Origin of the sequence: Pseudoduganella sp. R-31, from assembly GCF_049913235.1 — a bacterium.
Taxonomy (GTDB): Bacteria; Pseudomonadota; Gammaproteobacteria; order Burkholderiales; family Burkholderiaceae_D; genus Rugamonas.
The window spans coordinates 5,137,358-5,155,066 of the sequence record NZ_CP183986.1; the positions used below are offsets into that span (position 1 = coordinate 5,137,358).

A 17,709-nucleotide genomic window follows, 5' to 3' on the forward strand; every position below is an offset into this window, starting at 1 on the left:
CACTAAAGGTGACTCAAATAGCACTCCAGGATTATTCGGACGACGACGATTTTTACGGCCAGGGCTTTCAGCGACAAAACAAAGTTTCGGTCTGGGTTGGCCTTGATGGCAGCCGGGGCGAACCGGAACTCGATGTCCTCCAAGATTTATGTGGCGTCGGCTATTACAGGCTGAGCGACCAGGAACATTACAACTTCGATTTCGCAGCCGTCGATTTGCGTGACTTAATCGCCCCCCTCTCGTATTCGGCCACTTTTATTGGCGCCGCTATTGCTACGGCACGCAAGCGGGGCCTGGAGAAAGCGCGCTGGGTTACCGTGCAATACGATTTCGAATACGATCCGTTAAAGGTGACACGGCAGATTTCCAGCGATCCAATATTCGTTGGCAGCTTTTTCTATACAGCCGACAGCGTGGAATCCTTGACCCACATTCGCCAGGACGGCAACAGGATTGAAGAAGGCATGGGTGTGGGAGCGCTCCTTGAAAAGGGATGGGAGCCTCAGCCCGTCGTGCGGATTGAATGGAAATCAAATGGCCATTTTTATGGCCTCGATTTTCCCGATGGGGTTCTGGCAATAGTACTTCCCGGCCGCAGCCGAATTGCATCTTTCGAGCCGGCAGTGCAAGGCGGGCCACTGCGCAATCGCCTGGTTGTTAGAAGCGCGCAAGGCGAACAGCTTTATGTTATCGATGGCCGGCTGCCATTTGAAGGCATTCCGCCGAATGGAAAATTCGTCTGGTTCGAGCCATCGCCACAGCAACCCGAACAGTGGTTCGGTGCCGTCCTGGAGGCGAATGGCCGGGATGGCATGGAGCAGTTCCTGCTCAGCTTCGAGATCGAAACTGGCGAGTTGAGAAGCGTGCAGCCCTTGCAACGCTAACCAAACATTAATAATGACAGCACAAATAGCCGACCGACTGATCAATGCCTGCCCGGACCTGAAGCTACCCGGATACCAGCTTTTTGGTATATTCACCGGCGCATTCGCAGGGGCGCCATCAGTGTCGTCCAGGGACTTGATGAGAGAACGCGCCGCACAACGTGAGTTCGCTCGCAGCGCGACTGTCCGAGTGCTGTGCGCGGAAGATGCGCTATTTGGCCTCTCGAAATTCAGCATCTATATCGATGGCAACGGCCACCGAACACCGCCGCGGCTCAAGCACCTGGCTTCGCCAAGCCTTGAAATCATCCCCGTCGAGCCGGGCAAACATCGCATCGTCGTCCGCGAAGCTGACGTACGCAAGCCCGACCGGGCCGAATCGAACACAGAACACTTCGAGCTCGCTTCAGGCGAAGAGGCGATATTTGCCTTGCAACTGGACGGCGAGGCCCTCCTTCTCAAGCCATTGCAACCATTTGTTGCGGCACCTTAGTCGCCCCAACATCAATCTGAGTGAAGTGTTCGAGCACGGCCAGAAACACGAAGAGATTCTTGATCTGGAAGGAGTGAGGCCTTCCCCAAGGAATCCGGCGCCCCTTTCTCTTGATAATGACTTGCCCCGACCTGAGTTCGGCATCACCGACTTCCGACCAGGGAAGCTTGGCGAAACGCCTGTTAAGCCCGGCCCGGCTGACCTCGATTGCACCAAAATCCACAGTTTCACCACGCTCCAGTTTGGCAATCACGAGCGGAACCATCTCCGCCGCAGTCAGCGTCAATAAATTGATGCCGAGGGAGAAAACCTCCTTATAGTTGTCGGTGAATTTCAACGTCGTTTTCGGCGCCAGTTTTATCTTCACCCATGTACTTCGAATCAGGAAGTTATGCATTCTTGTAGCGCGAACAGTCACATCCTGCACCTCGCGCCAGCGGAAGAAAGTGGTTCTCCCCCTCATCCGATGGGCAATTCCCTTCTCGAAGACCGTCAGGCTTGAGCCTTTGAGCCTATACCAGCGAATGACAACGACTATTCCGAGCAAACAGGATATTCCAGCAGCTATGGCCAAGAATACAAACAGGTTCGTACCCATCACCGCCACCTGAACGTCAGCGACGATGAAGGCCAGTGTAGTAGCTGCGGCAATCAGCGCGATCGCAAGCACAGGATAGAGCAAGCCCAGCCCTCTGATCGGATGGGTACTGACAATTTTCCCGCACTGGCTCACTGAACGAACTTTCGCAGACAAAATGATTCCTTAAACACAGAGCAAAACCAAACAAGCAATATTTTCGATAGTATTATTGAAATCTTTCGACTTGGCAACTTTCTGTCTTCATCGGGAATAAAAAAACGAGCCCGCGAAGCTCGCTTTTTGTATGAGGCGCGCCGTCTGAAATGGTTGGACACTTTGAGAACCACCACCGAAGCGCCACCGCCCACTAATTGAACAAGCTACAAAAGCATGAATTCTTTCGAACAGTAGCTCGAATAGCTAAGAATCTGCCGCTCAGCGCAGTAAGGACTACCCATCACTCGGAGCGCCTTACCTTGCTCATCAAGCAGAATCCGCGTTTGCAAATCCAGTCCTGCCAGTATGGTCTTTGCCCTCAGTCGTCTTCGCTTCGTTTTCATTGTTCCAGTTACCGCATGTCTCAACGTCAACGTGCTTCCATCAAGCGGCCGATATGGGATTTCGGAACTCGACAAGAAGGTCTTGAACATATTTACATCGTCAAAGACGGAGGTATCCAAGTCCCCAACATCAAACCACCAGCCATGCTCTTCTAACTCACTGACCGCACAAGTTACAGCGTCCAAAGCCCCCCCCACGAACCATAGAGTCCAGATTCCATATCCCCATAAGTCGGCGTCCATGTAATTTTGAACTTCATCGGGCGTGGCAGTGCTGGCCCAACCGGCTGGCTCAGCAAGTGCCCTGAGTATGGTCACTTTATTGCTCCCCAAACTGGCCAGACCAAGTTTTCCCGTCTTGATCCAAGATGCAACATCCACTTTCGACCTTACGCCCATTCCTAATACTCTCTTTTAAAGCGACATGCGGTCGTACTGTTCGAAAAAAAAGCGAGCCGAAGCTCGCTTTTTCGTGCATCAGCAAGGATTACTTGCGGTCTTTCAGCGGAGGAACGTCGCGCACTGCCGAGCCAACGAACAGCTGGCGTGGGCGGCCAATCTTCTGCTCTGGGTCGGCGATCATTTCGTTCCACTGGGCGATCCAGCCGATGGTACGGGCCATGGCGAAGATACCAGTGAACAGGGACACCGGGATGCCCAGGGCCGACTGCACGATGCCGGAGTAGAAGTCCACGTTCGGGTACAGCTTGCGGGACACGAAGTACTCGTCGTTCAGCGCAATCTTTTCCAGTTCCATGGCCAGCTTGAACAGCGGGTCGTCTTGCAGGCCCAGTTCGTTCAGCACTTCGTGGCAGGTTTCGCGCATCAGCTTCGCACGCGGGTCGAAGTTTTTGTACACGCGGTGACCGAAGCCCATCAGCTTCACGCCGGAGTTCTTGTCTTTCACCTGGGCGATGAACGCAGGGATGTTGTCGACGGTGCCGATTTCCTTCAGCATGTTCAGCGCAGCTTCGTTAGCGCCGCCGTGGGCAGGGCCCCACAGGCAGGCGATACCGGCAGCGATACAGGCGAACGGATTGGCGCCGGACGAACCGGCCAGGCGGACGGTCGAGGTCGAAGCGTTCTGCTCGTGGTCTGCGTGCAGGATCAGGATGCGGTCCAGGGCGCGCACCAGCACTTCGTTGACCTTGTACTCTTCGCATGGATTGCCGAACATCATGCGCATGAAGTTGGCGGAGTACGACAGGTCGTTGCGCGGGTACACGAACGGCTGGCCGATCGAGTACTTGTATGCCATGGCGACCAGGGTCGGCAGCTTGGCGATCAGGCGGATTGCCGAGATTTCACGCTGCTTGGCGTCGTTGATGTCCAGCGAGTCGTGGTAGAACGATGCCAGCGCGCCGACGGTACCAACCAGTACCGACATCGGGTGCGCATCGCGGCGGAAGCCGCGGAAGAAGAATTGCATCTGCTCGTGCACCATGGTGTGCTTGGTCACGGTGTCGACGAACTTCTGCTTGTCCACGGCGTTCGGCAGTTCGCCGTTCAGCAGCAGGTAGCAGGTTTCCATGAAGTCGGCGTTCACGGCCAGTTGCTCGATCGGGTAGCCGCGGTATTGCAGCTCGCCCTTGTCACCGTCGATGTAGGTGATCGAGGAGTTGCACGACGCAGTGGACATGAAGCCTGGGTCGTAGGTGAATTTGCCGGTGGCGCCGTACAGCTTGCGGATGTCGATGACGTCCGGGCCCACGGTGCCCTTGTAGATCGGCATTTCTACCGATGGGCTGCCGTCGGAGAACGATAGCGTTGCTTTGGTATCAGAGATGTTCATGGACTCTTCCTTTGGGAGAGATGCAGCAAATAAAAAAACTTAAACTCAGGCTTGGCGCAGGCGTGCCAGTAACGCATGTACATGCGGCAGGTCTATTTCGCCTTCCGGCTCCTTACGGGCCAAGACCAGATCCATCAGTGCATTGTCCGACAAATCGAGGAGCCGCGTGAACGCGTCCACTTCTTCGTCGGTCAATTCAGCCTCGTGCGCATCAAGGAAACGAGTCAGGATAATGTCGTTTTCCAACAGGCCCCGGCGTGCGCGCCAGCGTAGGCGCGCACGGTTGGTGGGATCAGCCTGGTGCGCTCGTTTTTCGAGTTCCGCCATTTTTGTATTAAATCGCGCGGCGAACCATCAGTTCCTTGATCTTGCCGATTGCCTTGTTTGGATTCAGGCCTTTCGGGCACACATCGACGCAGTTCATGATCGAGTGGCAGCGGAACAGACGATATGGGTCTTCCAGGTTATCCAGGCGCTGGCCGGTGGCTTCGTCGCGCGAGTCGGCGATGAAGCGGTAGGCTTGCAGCAGACCGGCTGGGCCGACGAACTTGTCCGGGTTCCACCAGAACGATGGGCAGGAAGTCGAGCAGCAGGCGCACAGGATGCACTCGTACAGGCCGTCCAGTTCTTCGCGTTCCGCAGGCGACTGCAGGCGCTCTTTCTCCGGAGGGATCGAGTCGTTGATCAGGAACGGCTTGATCGAGTGGTATTGCTTGAAGAACTGGGTCATGTCGACGATCAGGTCGCGCACCACCGGCAGGCCTGGCAGCGGACGCAGCGTGATTGGCTCGGTCAACTCGTTCAGGTTGGTGGTGCAGGCCAGGCCGTTCTTGCCGTTGATGTTCATCGCGTCGGAACCGCACACGCCTTCGCGGCAGGAGCGGCGCAGCGACAGCGAATCATCCACGTCGGACTTGATGCGCTGCAGTGCGTCCAGCAGCATCTTGTCGGTGTCTTTCAGCTCGACCGTCAGGTCTTGCATGTACGGCTTGGCGTCCTTGTCCGGATCGTAACGGTAAATCTTGAATTTGAGAGTGCGTGCCATGTTGTGAGGCCCTTGCTTAGAAAGTACGTGCTTTTGGCTTGAAGGTTTCGACCGTCAGCGGCTTGGTGACGACTGCCTTGTATTCCAGGCGGTTGCCTTCGGAGAACCACAGGGTGTGCTTCATCCAGTTTTCGTCGTCGCGCTTCGGATGGTCGTCCTGTGCGTGTGCACCGCGCGATTCCTTGCGCGCGTTGGCCGACACGATGGTCGCTTTTGCGGTTTCGATCAGGTTGTCCAGTTCCAGCGCTTCCACGCGGGCGGTGTTGAACACCTTGGACTTGTCCTTGAAGGAGACGTGCTTGCGGCGCTCATCCAGCTGCATGATCGCTTCCACGCCCTTGGCCAGCATCTCGTCGGTACGGAACACGCCGCAGTATTTCTGCATGCTGGCGCGGATGTCGTTGGCGACGTCCTGCACGCGCTCGGAACCGGTGGAGGTTTCCAGCTTGTTCAGGCGGTTCATTGCGAAGTCGGCGGCGTCCTTCGGCAGCGGCTTGTTTTCCTTCTGCTTCAGGTTCTGCGCCACCACGTGGTTGCCGGCTGCGCGGCCGAACACCACCAGGTCCAGCAGGGAGTTGGTGCCCAGGCGGTTGGCGCCGTGCACGGAGACGCAGGCACATTCGCCGATGGCGTACAGGCCGTTCACCACCTTCTGGCTGCCGTCGCCGGCAGGCACGACCACCTGGCCGTGGATATTGGTCGGGATACCGCCCATCTGGTAGTGGATGGTCGGCACGACAGGGATCGGTTCCTTGGTCGCATCGACGTTGGCGAACTTGTGGCCGATTTCCAGGATGGACGGCAGGCGCTTCTGGATGGTCTCGGAGCCGATGTGGCGCAGGTCCAGCAGCACGTGGTCTTTATTAGGACCGCAGCCGCGGCCTTCCTTGATTTCCTGGTCCATGGAACGGGACACGAAGTCGCGCGGCGCCAGGTCTTTCAGGGTCGGAGCGTAGCGCTCCATGAAGCGTTCGCCGTTCGAGTTGATCAGGATGCCGCCTTCGCCGCGCACGCCTTCGGTGATCAGCACGCCCGCGCCGGACACGCCGGTCGGGTGGAACTGCCAGAATTCCATGTCCTGCAGCGGCAGGCCGGCGCGTGCCGCCATGCCCATGCCGTCGCCGGTGTTGATGAAGGCGTTGGTCGATGCTGCGAAGATACGGCCTGCGCCGCCGGTTGCGAAGATGGTGGTCTTCGCTTCCAGGATCATGACTTCGCCGGTTTCCATTTCCAGTGCAACCACGCCAACGACGTCGCCGTCGGCATCGCGCACCAGGTCCAGGGCCATCCACTCAACGAAGAAGTGGGTACGGGCGCGCACGTTGCGCTGGTACAGGGTGTGCAGCAGTGCATGGCCGGTACGGTCAGCCGCGGCGCAGGCGCGCTGCACAGGCTTCTCGCCCAGGTTGGCGGTGTGGCCGCCGAACGGACGCTGGTAGATGGTGCCGTCAGGGTTACGGTCGAAAGGCATGCCGAAGTGTTCCAGCTCGTACACGACCTTAGGTGCTTCGCGGCACATGAATTCGATTGCATCCTGGTCGCCCAGGTAGTCGCCACCCTTGACGGTGTCGAACATATGCCAGTACCAGTTGTCTTCCGACATATTGCCCAGCGAGGCGCCGATGCCGCCCTGCGCTGCCACGGTGTGGGAGCGGGTCGGGAACACCTTGGACAGCACGGCCACGTTCAGGCCGGCTTCCGCCAGTTGCAGGGAGGCGCGCATGCCGGAACCGCCGGCGCCAACGATCACCGCGTCAAAGCGGCGGGTAGGGATTGCAGATTTGATAGCTGCCACGATTTACACACTCCACAGAATTTGCAGCGACCAGGCGGCGCAGGCGATCAGCCAGCCAATGGTTGCGATTTGCAGGAACAGGCGCAGGCCGACCGGCTTGATGTAGTCCATCCAGATGTCACGCACGCCAACCCAGGCGTGGTAGAACAGGGCCAGCAGGGTCACGGCGCTGAACAGCTTGAACCACTGCTTGGCGAACAGGGCCGCCCAGCCTTCGTACGACGGCGTCGACGAGGTGAAAATCATGAAGAACAGGACGGCGGTGTACACCACCATCAGGACAGCGGTCACGCGCTGAACCAGCCAATCCTTGACGCCGTAGTGGGCGCCGACAACCAGGCGTTTTGGGCCGATGTTATTGTTAGCCATTTAGAACACTCCAAACAATTTCAGTGCAACCAGCACGGTCACGATGACGGTGATCACAACCACCGCAGTGGCGGACTTGCGTGCGGAATCCTTGTCCAGGCCGACGTGGGTATCCATGATCAGGTGGCGCACGCCGGCGCAGAAGTGCTGGGTATAGCCCCAGGCCAGGGCCAGCATGACCAGCTTGGCGATCGGGTGGGAGGCAATGATCATGAAGTTGGCGAAGGTGTACTCGGAGCGCAGCGATTCCTGCAGCAGGTACAGCACGAACGGCAACAGCAGGAACATCAGTGCGCCGCTGATGCGGTGCAGGATGGAGACGATGCCGGCCATCGGCAGTCGGTACTTCACAATGTCCGTAACGTGGATGTTACGGAATTCTGGCCGCTCTTTTTTCGGTGCTTCCCGCACGGCTTCAGTCATATACAACCTCCCTATGCTTTATTACAAAGTGTTTTGCCAAACTTGGCGAAGCTACGATTTTCGCCGATTTTTGCTCTTACAACCAATATGTATTGTTACATATCACCAAAATATTATTGCAGCGCACCCTAACTGAGATCATTTTGATAATGATGGCGCTCCGTTAAGTACAGACCGCGGCGCAACTCGACCGGTTTGTCGCCATAAGTGAAGGAGACGCGCTCGGCGCACAGCAGCGGCGTGCCTGCCGCAATTTTCAGCAGCTCGGCGTCCCCCTCCTCCGCGCAGACGGCACGGATCTTTTCTTCGGCGCGGATCATGCGGGTACCAAACTCGGATTCGAACAGGCCGTACATCGGGCCCTTGTACTCATTCAGGCGTTCCGCCGTCAGGCCTTTGAAGATCAGGCCGGGCAACCACAGTTCTTCCACAATGGTGGGCACGTTGTCGAAGCTTTGCACGCGCTTGATGTAGACCACGGCGTCGCCCGACTTCAGGTCGAGCAGGCGCGCCACTTCGGCCGGGGCGCGCAGGCGCTTGACTTCAATAAACCGGGATTCCGGATAATGCGGCACACCTTCGTCCGGCACCAGGCGCAGGAAGCGGAAATGCGCGCGCGCCTCGTGGTGGGTCGATACAAAGGTACCCTTGCCCTGGCGGCGCACCACCAGGTTTTCCGCCGCCAGCTCGTCGATCGCCTTGCGCACAGTGCCCTGGCTGACCTTGAAGCGGTTGGCCAGTTCAACTTCGCTGGGGATCATTTCGCCCGGCTTCCATTCGCCGGACTGCAGGCTCTGCGTGATCAGGCCTTTGATCTGCTGGTACAGGGGAGAGAAAGTCGGGGACGGAGCGCCGGCCGCGCCTGGGGCGTCAGAAGTGGTCTGGTTGGGCGTGACGGGATTCATAGCCCGCTATTCCACCACATCCAACCCCTCGCGTCCAGAAAAATCCTATAACTTATATGTCTTATATAAGACATAAGATAGGATTGACAGGCAGTCGACAGGAGCCTACACTCGCCCGAATTGTCGTATCATTACGAGCTTACACCGTTTTCACGTCCACTTTGGAGATTCACCATGGCTAAAACCCCAATGCGTGTTGCCGTTACCGGCGCCGCCGGCCAGATCGGCTATTCCCTGCTGTTCCGTATCGCCAACGGCGACATGCTGGGCAAAGACCAGCCAGTCATCCTGCAACTGCTGGAAATCCCTGACGAGAAGGCCCAGAAAGCGCTGAAAGGCGTGATGATGGAAATCGACGACTGCGCGTTCCCTCTGCTGGCCGGCATGACCGCCCACTCCGACCCGATGACCGCCTTCAAGGACGCCGACGTGGCCCTGCTGGTTGGCGCCCGTCCTCGCGGCCCAGGCATGGAGCGTAAAGACCTGCTGGAAGCCAACGCACAGATCTTCACCGTGCAAGGCAAGGCGCTGGACGCCGTCGCTTCGCGCAACGTTAAAGTCCTGGTGGTCGGCAACCCAGCCAACACCAACGCCTACATCGCCATGAAGTCCGCTCCTTCCCTGCCAGCGAAGAACTTCACCGCCATGCTGCGCCTGGACCACAACCGCGCCCTGTCGCAAGTCGCTGCCAAGACCGGCAAGGCTGTCAAGGACATCGAAAAGCTGTGCGTATGGGGCAACCACTCCCCAACCATGTACGCCGACTACCGCTTCGCCACCATCGACGGCGCATCGGTAAAAGACATGATCAACGACCAGGAATGGAACGCCAACACCTTCCTGCCAACCGTGGGCAAGCGCGGCGCAGCGATCATCGAAGCGCGCGGCCTGTCTTCCGCAGCTTCCGCAGCCAACGCTGCGATCGACCACGTGCACGACTGGGTGCTGGGCACCAACGGCAAGTGGACCACCATGGGCATCCCATCCGACGGTTCCTACGGCATCCCTGAAGGCACCATGTTCGGCTTCCCAGTGACCTGCGAAAACGGCGAATACAAGATTGTCCAGGGCCTGGACATCGACGCCTTCTCGCAAGAGCGCATCAACATCACGCTGAAGGAACTGACCGAAGAGCGTGAAGGCGTGAAGCACCTGCTGCCATAATCGTCTTTGACAGTGGAACCGGTTAAACCACCGATCCGCCGTACCCGCCGCGCTGCCGATGGCAGCGCGGCTGCTGTTTCATCTAACGTACCAATGCATCCATCCGAGGTTTTATTCCAGGGCACACGCCAGCCGCTGCTGCTCCCTGCCTGCGACCACTACGCCGGCAGTGAAAAGCTGATGCGCAAATCCATGGCCCTGCAACAAGAGCTTGGTCCCCTGTTCGACATCACCTTCGATTGCGAGGACGGCGCCGCCGCCGGCAACGAAGAATCCCACGCCAAGCTGGTCGCCCTGCTACTGCTGGACGAAGCCAACGCCTTCAACCGCATCGGCGCCCGCGTGCACGACGTGAACAGCCCGTTCTTCGAGCGCGACGTCGAAATCATCTGCACCGAAGCGGGCCACAAGCTGGCCTACATCGTGATCCCCAAGCCGGAAAGCGTGGGAGAAGTCTCGCGCGCCATCGACCTGGTGAACAAGCATGCCGCCAAGTCCGGCCGCGCCACGCCGGTGCCGGTGCACGTGCTGATCGAAACCCACGGCGCACTGCGCGACGTGCACGATATCGCCGCCCTGCCCCAGGTTGAATGCCTGTCCTTCGGCATCATGGATTTCGTCTCGGCCCACTATGGCGCCGTGCCGGGCAGCGCCATGCGCACGCCGGGCCAGTTCACGCACCCGCTGGTAGTGCGCGCCAAGCTGGAAATCGCCGCCGCCTGCCACGCGCACGGCAAGGTGCCGTCGCATAACGTGACCACCGAAATCAAGGACTCCGCCGTGGTGGCGACCGATGCCCAGCGCGCAGCCGCGGAATTCGGCTTCACCCGCATGTGGAGCATCCATCCAAGCCAGATAAAACCTGTCATAAAAGCATTCACCCCGCGTGCATCCGAAGTCAATGAGGCTGCAACCATCCTGCATGAGGCAGAGAAGGTACAGTGGGGCCCGATTAACCAGCATGGTCGCTTGCATGACCGCGCGAGCTATCGCTATTATTGGACGGTTCTGCAGCGAGCCAAGCTCGCAGGCCTGCCGCTGCCGGACTCCGTTGCCGCCCTAGTCGGGGCGGCCGAATCAAAAGGAGCCCAATAATGTCGTTTATGAAACTGATCACCGCCTGCGCCATGGCCCTCGCCATCGCCGCCCCTTCCGCACACGCAGCCCCCAAGAAAGCCGCCAAACCAGCCGCCACCCAAGGCGAGCCGGAATCGAGCGTGAGCGGGCGCACGGCCACCAACTACGCCTGCGAACTGGGCAACAAGATCACCATTTACAGCAGCGCCGACGATGGCAACAGCATCGTCATGCGCTGGAAGAACCGCCTGCACCGCCTGACTCGCGAAGCCACCTCCACCGGTGCGCAACGCTTCGAGAACAAGATTGCAGGCTTGATCTGGATCGGCATCCCTGCCAAGGGCATGCTGCTGGATTCCAAGGTGAACCGCCAACTGGCGAACGAATGCAAGACATCTGATCAAGCGCTCGGACTTTAATCAATAAGGAGAGGACATGTCCCGCAACACACTGAATACGCTTAAGGATTTCCCGATCGGGGCAAAGAAGGGTAAGTTCTACTCCCTGCCAGCCCTGGAAAAGGAACTGGGCGCCAAGATTTCCCGCCTGCCGGTATCGATTCGCGTCGTACTGGAATCCGTTCTGCGTAACTGCGACGGTAAGAAAGTGACCGAAGAGCACGTCAAGCAGTTGGCTAACTGGGGCGCTACCGCTGCCCGCACCGACGAAATCCCATTCGTCGTAGCCCGCGTTGTGCTGCAGGACTTCACCGGCGTTCCGCTGCTGGCCGACCTGGCTGCCATGCGTAACGTCGCCTCCAAAATGGGCGTCAACCCTAAGAAGATCGAACCGCTGGTTCCAGTTGACCTGGTGGTCGACCACTCGGTCACCATCGACCACTTCCGCGAGCCTAAGGCCCTGGACCTGAACATGAAGCTGGAATTCTCGCGCAACAACGAGCGCTACCAGTTCATGAAGTGGGGCATGCAAGCCTTCGACACCTTCGGCGTGGTTCCTCCAGGCTTCGGTATCGTTCACCAGGTCAACCTGGAATACCTGGCACGCGGCGTGCACAATGCATCCGGCGTGTACTACCCTGACTCGCTGGTCGGCACCGACTCCCACACCACCATGATCAACGGTATCGGCGTTGTGGGCTGGGGCGTGGGCGGCATTGAGGCGGAAGCCGGCATGCTGGGCCAGCCAGTGTACTTCCTGACCCCGGACGTGATCGGCGTGAACCTGACCGGCGCGCTGCGCGAAGGCTGCACCGCAACCGACCTGGTGCTGACCATCACCGAAATGCTGCGTAAAGAGAAAGTCGTGGGCAAGTTCGTCGAATTTTTCGGCGAAGGCACCGAGTCCCTGTCCGTGACCGACCGTGCAACCATCGCCAACATGGCGCCTGAATACGGCGCGACCATGGGCTTCTTCCCGGTTGACGACGCCACCATCGAATACTTCGAAGGCACCGGCCGCACCAAGGACGAAATCGCCGCATTCCAGTCCTACTTCAAAGCGCAAGGCATGTACGGCGTGCCGAAGAAAGGCGACATCGACTACACCCGCGAACTGCACCTGGACCTGTCCACCGTTGCACCGTCGCTGGCCGGTCCAAAGCGTCCGCAAGACCGTATCGAAATCGGCAACGTGAAGTCGACCTTCACCGAACTGTTCTCCAAGCCAACCACCGAGAACGGTTTCAACAAGAAGGCCGACGACCTGACCAACACCTACACCACCAGCAACGGCGTGCACGTGAAGAACGGCGACGTCCTGATCGCCGCCATCACCTCCTGCACCAACACCTCGAACCCGAGCGTGCTGCTGGCAGCCGGCCTGCTGGCCAAGAAAGCTGTGGAAGCCGGCCTGACCGTCGCTCCGCACATCAAGACCTCGCTGGCTCCTGGCTCGCGCGTGGTGACGGAGTACCTGACCGCTGCCGGCCTGCTGCCATACCTGGAAAAACTGGGCTTCGGCGTGACCGCTTACGGCTGCACTACCTGCATCGGCAACGCCGGCGACCTGACCCCGGAACTGAACGCCACCATCACCGGCAACGACATCGTTGCTGCTGCCGTGCTGTCCGGTAACCGTAACTTTGAAGCGCGCATCCACCCGAACATCCGCTCCAACTTCCTGGCATCGCCACCGCTGGTCGTCGCTTACGCGATCGCCGGCAACGTGACCCGCGACCTGATGACAGAACCGGTCGGCCAGGGCAAGGATGGCAAGGACGTGTACCTGGGCGACATCTGGCCGACCTCGAAAGAGATCGCCGCCCTGATGAAGTTCGCGATGAACTCCAAGGTCTTCAAGTCCAACTACGCCGACGTCAAGGGCAACCCAGGCAAGCTGTGGGAAGCCGTATCGTCGACCGAAGGCCAAGTGTACAACTGGCCTGATTCGACCTACATCGCCGAGCCGCCATTCTTCGACGGCTTCGAGATGAAGCCTAAGGCAGCGGAAGCCGGCATCAAGGGCGCGCGCGCACTGGGCGTGTTCGGTGACTCCATCACCACCGACCACATCTCGCCAGCAGGCTCGATCAAGGAAGACGGCCCGGCAGGCAAATGGCTGAAGGAAAACGGCGTGATGAAGGCCGACTTCAACTCCTACGGCTCGCGCCGCGGCAACCACGAGATCATGATGCGCGGCACCTTCGCCAACGTGCGTATCAAGAACAAGATGATCCCTCCGAAAGCCGACGGTTCCGCGGTTGAAGGCGGCATCACCCTGCACCAGCCATCGGGCGAACAACTGTCGATCTACGACGCGGCAATGCGCTACGTTGAAGAAGGCACCCCGACCATGATCTTCGGCGGCGAAGAATACGGTACCGGCTCCTCCCGTGACTGGGCAGCCAAGGGCACCCAGCTGCTGGGCGTGAAGGCCGTGATCTGCCGTTCCTTCGAGCGTATCCACCGCTCCAACCTGGTGGGCATGGGCGTGCTGCCGCTGCAATTCATCGGCAACGACTCCGTTGAATCGCTGGGCATCACCGGCAAGGGCGAAACCTACGACCTGAAGGGCCTGGAAGGCGAGATCAAGCCTCAACAGCAAGCCACCCTGGTGATCCACCGCGCCGACGGGTCGAGCAAGGAAGTGCAAGTGCTGCTGCGTATCGACACCCCGATCGAAGTGGACTACTACAAGCACGGCGGCATCCTGCCATTCGTGCTGCGCCAACTGCTGGCTGCTTAAAACCGGTAAACCAGTGTCTGACCCTCGGGGTCAGACACTGCTGCTCTGCCGTCAACGAACGCCTGGCCTGTGCCCGGCGTTTTTGCTTTTAAGGTGTCAGACCCAATGGGTCTGACACCGGTTTACCGGTTTAAAACGCCGAGTCTTGCCGAATCCACTACAATAAGGGTACCAAGGTCTCCTTTTTCACTAAGAAAAGCGCTATGCGTCGCCCATCCAAAGATTCAACCCATAAATTATCTGCCGACAGCCAGCGCCTTATCTCCCTCGCCCAAGCCCTGGGCCAGGCCGCCAGCCGCATTGAAGAGCGTAACTGGGAACGGGTGCTGGATGCCCAACTGCACAAACTGCTGCGCACAGGACATCAGGATACTGTCGACTCGGCACTGAACTCGCTGTTCAGCGTGGACTTGCCTGCCTACGACATCCTGATGGACAGCGTGGAAGCAGTCAGCGAATCCGACTCCATCGTGGTGGAAGTCGACGGCGAATCGCGCGAATACGACATCCTGCTGGTGGCCGCTCCGGTGCTGGCCTGGACCCGTTTCTCGATCGCCTCGGGCCAGATCCCGGCCGACATCCTGAACACCCTGTCAGCGCATTTCTCGGCCCACCTGCTGGCTGATGGCACGCATATGGCGATGTCGTCCACCCTGTACTCGATCGACCAGCTGCCGCGCACCCACGCCGAGGCCTATTCCAAGGTGCATAAACTGGCACAGGCCGCGTTGAAGGGACAGGCCCTTAAATCGGAAGCCAAAACGCCTGAAACCGCGCCCTTCCTGGCCGATACCCGCTACCTGATGGTGGCCGTGGTGGCGCCGCACAATGGTCCGATGTTCCGCTGGCAGATGCCTGCGCACCATGCAGCACAAGCCGAAGCCCGCCGCGATGCGCTGGCAGCATGGACCACGCAGGCTACGCCGACCGTGGCACGCTTGCTGCCAGGCTGCGGCGTCGAGTTGCTGCTGCCGGAAGCCTATTACACCGGCTGCCGCGAGGCCGACAAGCTGATCCGCCCGGTCTCGATCCGCGCTGCCGTGCATTACCTGACGCACTCGCTGGCTTGCGAGCCCTCCGACCTGCGCGCCGTGATCGCCGGTTTCGGCGATGAGTCGGCGCCAGATGGCCAGGTCGACGAATACCGTGTCGCTTTCACCCGCCGTTCCGACAGCGATGTGATGTACGGCGTGGTGTGGCCGCTGTATGGCCAGGAAGACGAGGAAGGCACGCCGGCCGAAGGCCTGTCCGGCAGCATGGCCGAACTGCTCAAGCCGCGCACGCCTGTCGAGGAAATCGTCGAGCACCTGAATGCCGCCGGCGTGTCCCAAGTGAAGAAGCTGGGCGAGAAGTATGTCGCGGAATACTGCGATGACTGCGGCGCTCCCCTCTTCGCCGATCCGTCAGGCGAGCTGGTCCACGCAGAAATGCCGGAAGACGCCGCCACCGGTACCGAGCACTTCCACTAATGCAAAAAGCCCGCGGTCAACGCGGGCTTTTTTCTTGAGGCGCCGCCGGTTGCGGTACCGGACACGGCTGACATGCCGCAGTTCGCGCAGGCGGTGGTGCCGGTGCGGCAGTTGGCGTGCGCGTTAGCGCGACGATCAAACCAGAGAAGCTCAGGAACAAGCCAACCATCGTTCCCAGCATCCAACGAGTAAACTCTGCGCGCATCGCTTCGAGGTCGGCTTTGGTTGCCAAAGTCGGCAAGATCGCCTCGACCCGCGCCTTGAATTCGATAAATTCGTTTTCGATGCCCATGCATCCAGCATACGCCGGACCCCGATCACTTCCAAGTGGAATACGGCTGCCTAATCAGGTTGGAATTGAGGTAGCGCAAATCGTGTGTGACGTCTTCGCCTGCCCAGTCCGGCTTATCGAACTTGGCGTCCTCTGCCGGCAATTCGATCTCGGCGACGACGAGGCCGGCATTCTCGCCGAGGAACTCGTCCACTTCCCACACGAAGCCGCCGTAAGGAATTCGGCGGCGGTACTTCTCGATCAGCGGCCGTTCGCACAGCCGGTCCAGCAGCTCGGCGGCGTCGGCGACAGGAACGGGATACTCCCATTCGCCGCGTGCCGCGCCCACGTTCTTGCTCTTGATCGTCAAGACCGCCCGCTCACCCTCGATCCGCACGCGCACGGTGCGCTCTGCGTGCGAGGACAAATAGCCCTGGCGCAGCAGCACCGGCTCGCCTTGCGTACGCCAGCCATCGCCCTTTACCAGGAACTTGCGTTCGATCTCGACGCCCATCTGCTTACTCGTCCAGCGACAGCAGGATCGGCTGCAGGATCGCAGCGCCCAGTGCCGCACTGCGGGCACCATTCCAGCCCACGGTCGGAACCGGCAGGTCGGCGTTGTCCTTGAACGGCATCTCCAGCGTCAGCGACAATACCTTGAAGTGGTGGCCGATGTACTTGGAGGCCAGGGTCAGCATGTCTTCCTTGTACTTGGAAGGCGCGTAGCCCACGGCGTCCTGGAAGTCCGGCGAAGCATTCTTGTAGCGGTTGATGAAGTTCTTCTGGCGCGCCATCTGTTCCGGCGTGAAGTTCTCCAGCATTTCGTTACCGGCCACGAAGTTGTAAGGCAGCGCTTCGTCGCCGTGGATGTCGAAGAACATGTCGACGCCGGTTTCGTGGATCTTCTCTTTCACGCACAGCACTTCCGGCGAGCGCTCCGCCGAAGGCGTCATCCATTCGCGGTTCAGGTTGGCGCCGGCTGCGTTGGTACGCAGGTTGCCGCGGATCGAGCCGTCAGGATTCATGTTCGGCACGATGTAGAAGCAGCAGCGCTGCAGCAGCTTGCGCGAAATCGGGTTGGCGTCGTCCAGCAGGGAGTCGATCAGGCCTTCGGTGAACCATTCGGCCATCGATTCGCCCGGGTGCTGGCGAGCGATGAACCAGATTTTCTTTTCAGCTTCCGGCTCGCCGATCACGACCAGGTTCATGTCGCGGCCATCGACGGTGGAGCCGATATCCAGCACGCGGGCGATCGGGTTTTCGGCCACTTCGCCCAGCAGGCGCAGGTGGCGTTCCCACGAATATGGCTCGAAGTATGCGTAGTAGACGCTGTCGTTGTGCGGCGTGTGCTTGATGGTCATGACCTGGCCATCAAAGGAAGTCGGGACACGGAACCAGTTCTCGCCATCGTAGCTGGCTGCAGCGTTGTAGTCTTCGAAGCCTTTGGCGTAGGTGGCGTCGCCGGCGTTCAGGAACTTCATCGTCACCGCTTCGCCACGCGCGCCTTGCAGGCGGAAGTGGAACCACTGGTGGATGTCGGCGGCGTTGTCCTTGCGGAGTTTCAGTTCGATGTTCGCGGCGCTGTCGGCGCGGACTACTTCGATGGCGCCAGAGTCGAAATTCTGGCTGATTTTGATGGTCATTACGGTCCCGTTCAGAGGCTTGGGTTGATCGGAACCGATATTGTACACACCAAAACCGGTAACCCGATGTCTGACCCACAGGGTCAGACACCGGT

Annotated in this window: 19 protein-coding genes; 7 read left to right on the top strand and 12 right to left on the bottom strand. The window is 59.4% G+C overall.

Going from position 1 to position 17,709, the window contains the following annotated elements; genetic code table 11:
- The first annotated feature begins 8 nt into the window (after nucleotides 1–8).
- Both ACN9MY_RS23370 and ACN9MY_RS23375 read left to right on the top strand, forming a co-directional pair.
- Nucleotides 9–884, top strand: coding sequence for a hypothetical protein (locus tag ACN9MY_RS23370; protein ID WP_426318767.1), 876 nt, complete (start codon nucleotides 9–11; stop codon nucleotides 882–884).
- A gap of 13 nt (nucleotides 885–897) precedes the next feature.
- Nucleotides 898–1,377 (top strand): hypothetical protein, encoded by a 480-nt coding sequence (locus tag ACN9MY_RS23375; protein ID WP_426163180.1) that lies wholly within the window; start codon nucleotides 898–900, stop codon nucleotides 1,375–1,377.
- On the opposite strand, the gene ACN9MY_RS23380 is transcribed toward ACN9MY_RS23375, so the two are convergent.
- The 9 genes from ACN9MY_RS23380 to ACN9MY_RS23420 all read right to left on the bottom strand — a co-directional run bounded on the left by ACN9MY_RS23380 (nucleotide 1,343) and on the right by ACN9MY_RS23420 (nucleotide 8,846).
- Entirely contained in the window at nucleotides 1,343–2,131 is a 789-nt protein-coding gene (locus ACN9MY_RS23380) for a DUF6585 family protein (RefSeq protein ID WP_426163182.1), read from the bottom strand. The two genes, ACN9MY_RS23375 and ACN9MY_RS23380, sit on opposite strands and share 35 nt — an antisense overlap.
- Before the next feature lie 206 nt (nucleotides 2,132–2,337).
- Nucleotides 2,338–2,898: a hypothetical protein gene (locus ACN9MY_RS23385; protein ID WP_426163184.1), complete on the bottom strand. Its 561-nt coding sequence runs from the start codon at nucleotides 2,896–2,898 to the stop codon at nucleotides 2,338–2,340.
- Nucleotides 2,899–3,004: 106 nt separating this feature from the next.
- Complete coding sequence (gltA, locus tag ACN9MY_RS23390; protein ID WP_426163186.1) at nucleotides 3,005–4,309, bottom strand: citrate synthase; 1,305 nt, start codon at nucleotides 4,307–4,309, stop codon at nucleotides 3,005–3,007.
- A gap of 45 nt (nucleotides 4,310–4,354) precedes the next feature.
- Nucleotides 4,355–4,636, bottom strand: coding sequence for a succinate dehydrogenase assembly factor 2 (locus tag ACN9MY_RS23395; protein WP_057259569.1), 282 nt, complete (start codon nucleotides 4,634–4,636; stop codon nucleotides 4,355–4,357).
- Between the two features lie 7 nt (nucleotides 4,637–4,643).
- The gene (locus ACN9MY_RS23400) at nucleotides 4,644–5,354 is read right to left on the bottom strand and encodes a succinate dehydrogenase iron-sulfur subunit (RefSeq protein WP_426163189.1); all 711 of its coding nucleotides are present in this window, start codon (nucleotides 5,352–5,354) and stop codon (nucleotides 4,644–4,646) included.
- A gap of 16 nt (nucleotides 5,355–5,370) precedes the next feature.
- Nucleotides 5,371–7,149, bottom strand: coding sequence for a succinate dehydrogenase flavoprotein subunit (gene sdhA, locus ACN9MY_RS23405; RefSeq protein WP_426163191.1), 1,779 nt, complete (start codon nucleotides 7,147–7,149; stop codon nucleotides 5,371–5,373).
- Between the two features lie 3 nt (nucleotides 7,150–7,152).
- Nucleotides 7,153–7,518: a succinate dehydrogenase, hydrophobic membrane anchor protein gene (gene sdhD, locus ACN9MY_RS23410; RefSeq protein ID WP_130311080.1), complete on the bottom strand. Its 366-nt coding sequence runs from the start codon at nucleotides 7,516–7,518 to the stop codon at nucleotides 7,153–7,155.
- A complete protein-coding gene (gene sdhC, locus ACN9MY_RS23415; RefSeq protein WP_426337656.1) occupies nucleotides 7,519–7,929 on the bottom strand; it encodes a succinate dehydrogenase, cytochrome b556 subunit in 411 nt (136 codons plus the stop codon).
- A 140-nt stretch (nucleotides 7,930–8,069) separates the two neighbouring features.
- Complete coding sequence (locus ACN9MY_RS23420; protein WP_426163196.1) at nucleotides 8,070–8,846, bottom strand: GntR family transcriptional regulator; 777 nt, start codon at nucleotides 8,844–8,846, stop codon at nucleotides 8,070–8,072.
- 174 nt (nucleotides 8,847–9,020) lie between these two features.
- Here ACN9MY_RS23420 and ACN9MY_RS23425 point away from each other — a divergent pair, with 174 nt between their 5' ends.
- The 5 genes from ACN9MY_RS23425 (at nucleotide 9,021) to ACN9MY_RS23445 (ending at nucleotide 15,700) form a co-directional block, all read left to right on the top strand.
- The gene (locus tag ACN9MY_RS23425; RefSeq protein ID WP_426163200.1) at nucleotides 9,021–10,010 is read left to right on the top strand and encodes a malate dehydrogenase; all 990 of its coding nucleotides are present in this window, start codon (nucleotides 9,021–9,023) and stop codon (nucleotides 10,008–10,010) included.
- Between the two features lie 93 nt (nucleotides 10,011–10,103).
- Nucleotides 10,104–11,105, top strand: a complete 1,002-nt coding sequence (locus ACN9MY_RS23430; protein ID WP_426163202.1) for an HpcH/HpaI aldolase/citrate lyase family protein — start codon at nucleotides 10,104–10,106, stop codon at nucleotides 11,103–11,105.
- A complete protein-coding gene (locus tag ACN9MY_RS23435; protein WP_426163204.1) occupies nucleotides 11,105–11,506 on the top strand; it encodes a hypothetical protein in 402 nt (133 codons plus the stop codon). The genes ACN9MY_RS23430 and ACN9MY_RS23435 overlap by 1 nt, the downstream gene beginning before the upstream one ends.
- Nucleotides 11,507–11,522: 16 nt before the next feature.
- A complete protein-coding gene (gene acnA, locus ACN9MY_RS23440) occupies nucleotides 11,523–14,231 on the top strand; it encodes an aconitate hydratase AcnA (protein WP_426163206.1) in 2,709 nt (902 codons plus the stop codon).
- 203 nt (nucleotides 14,232–14,434) lie between these two features.
- The gene (locus tag ACN9MY_RS23445; protein ID WP_426336200.1) at nucleotides 14,435–15,700 is read left to right on the top strand and encodes a DUF2863 family protein; all 1,266 of its coding nucleotides are present in this window, start codon (nucleotides 14,435–14,437) and stop codon (nucleotides 15,698–15,700) included.
- A 16-nt stretch (nucleotides 15,701–15,716) separates the two neighbouring features.
- Here ACN9MY_RS23445 and ACN9MY_RS23450 read toward each other — a convergent pair whose 3' ends face one another.
- Genes ACN9MY_RS23450 through ACN9MY_RS23460 form a run of 3 tightly spaced genes read right to left on the bottom strand, consistent with a single transcriptional unit; the run spans nucleotide 15,717 to nucleotide 17,614 of the window.
- Nucleotides 15,717–15,992, bottom strand: a complete 276-nt coding sequence (locus ACN9MY_RS23450) for a hypothetical protein (protein WP_426318769.1) — start codon at nucleotides 15,990–15,992, stop codon at nucleotides 15,717–15,719.
- A 25-nt stretch (nucleotides 15,993–16,017) separates the two neighbouring features.
- Complete coding sequence (locus ACN9MY_RS23455; RefSeq protein WP_426336201.1) at nucleotides 16,018–16,485, bottom strand: CYTH domain-containing protein; 468 nt, start codon at nucleotides 16,483–16,485, stop codon at nucleotides 16,018–16,020.
- 4 nt (nucleotides 16,486–16,489) lie between these two features.
- Entirely contained in the window at nucleotides 16,490–17,614 is a 1,125-nt protein-coding gene (locus tag ACN9MY_RS23460; RefSeq protein WP_426318771.1) for a M14 family metallopeptidase, read from the bottom strand.
- Nucleotides 17,615–17,709: the final 95 nt, after the last annotated feature.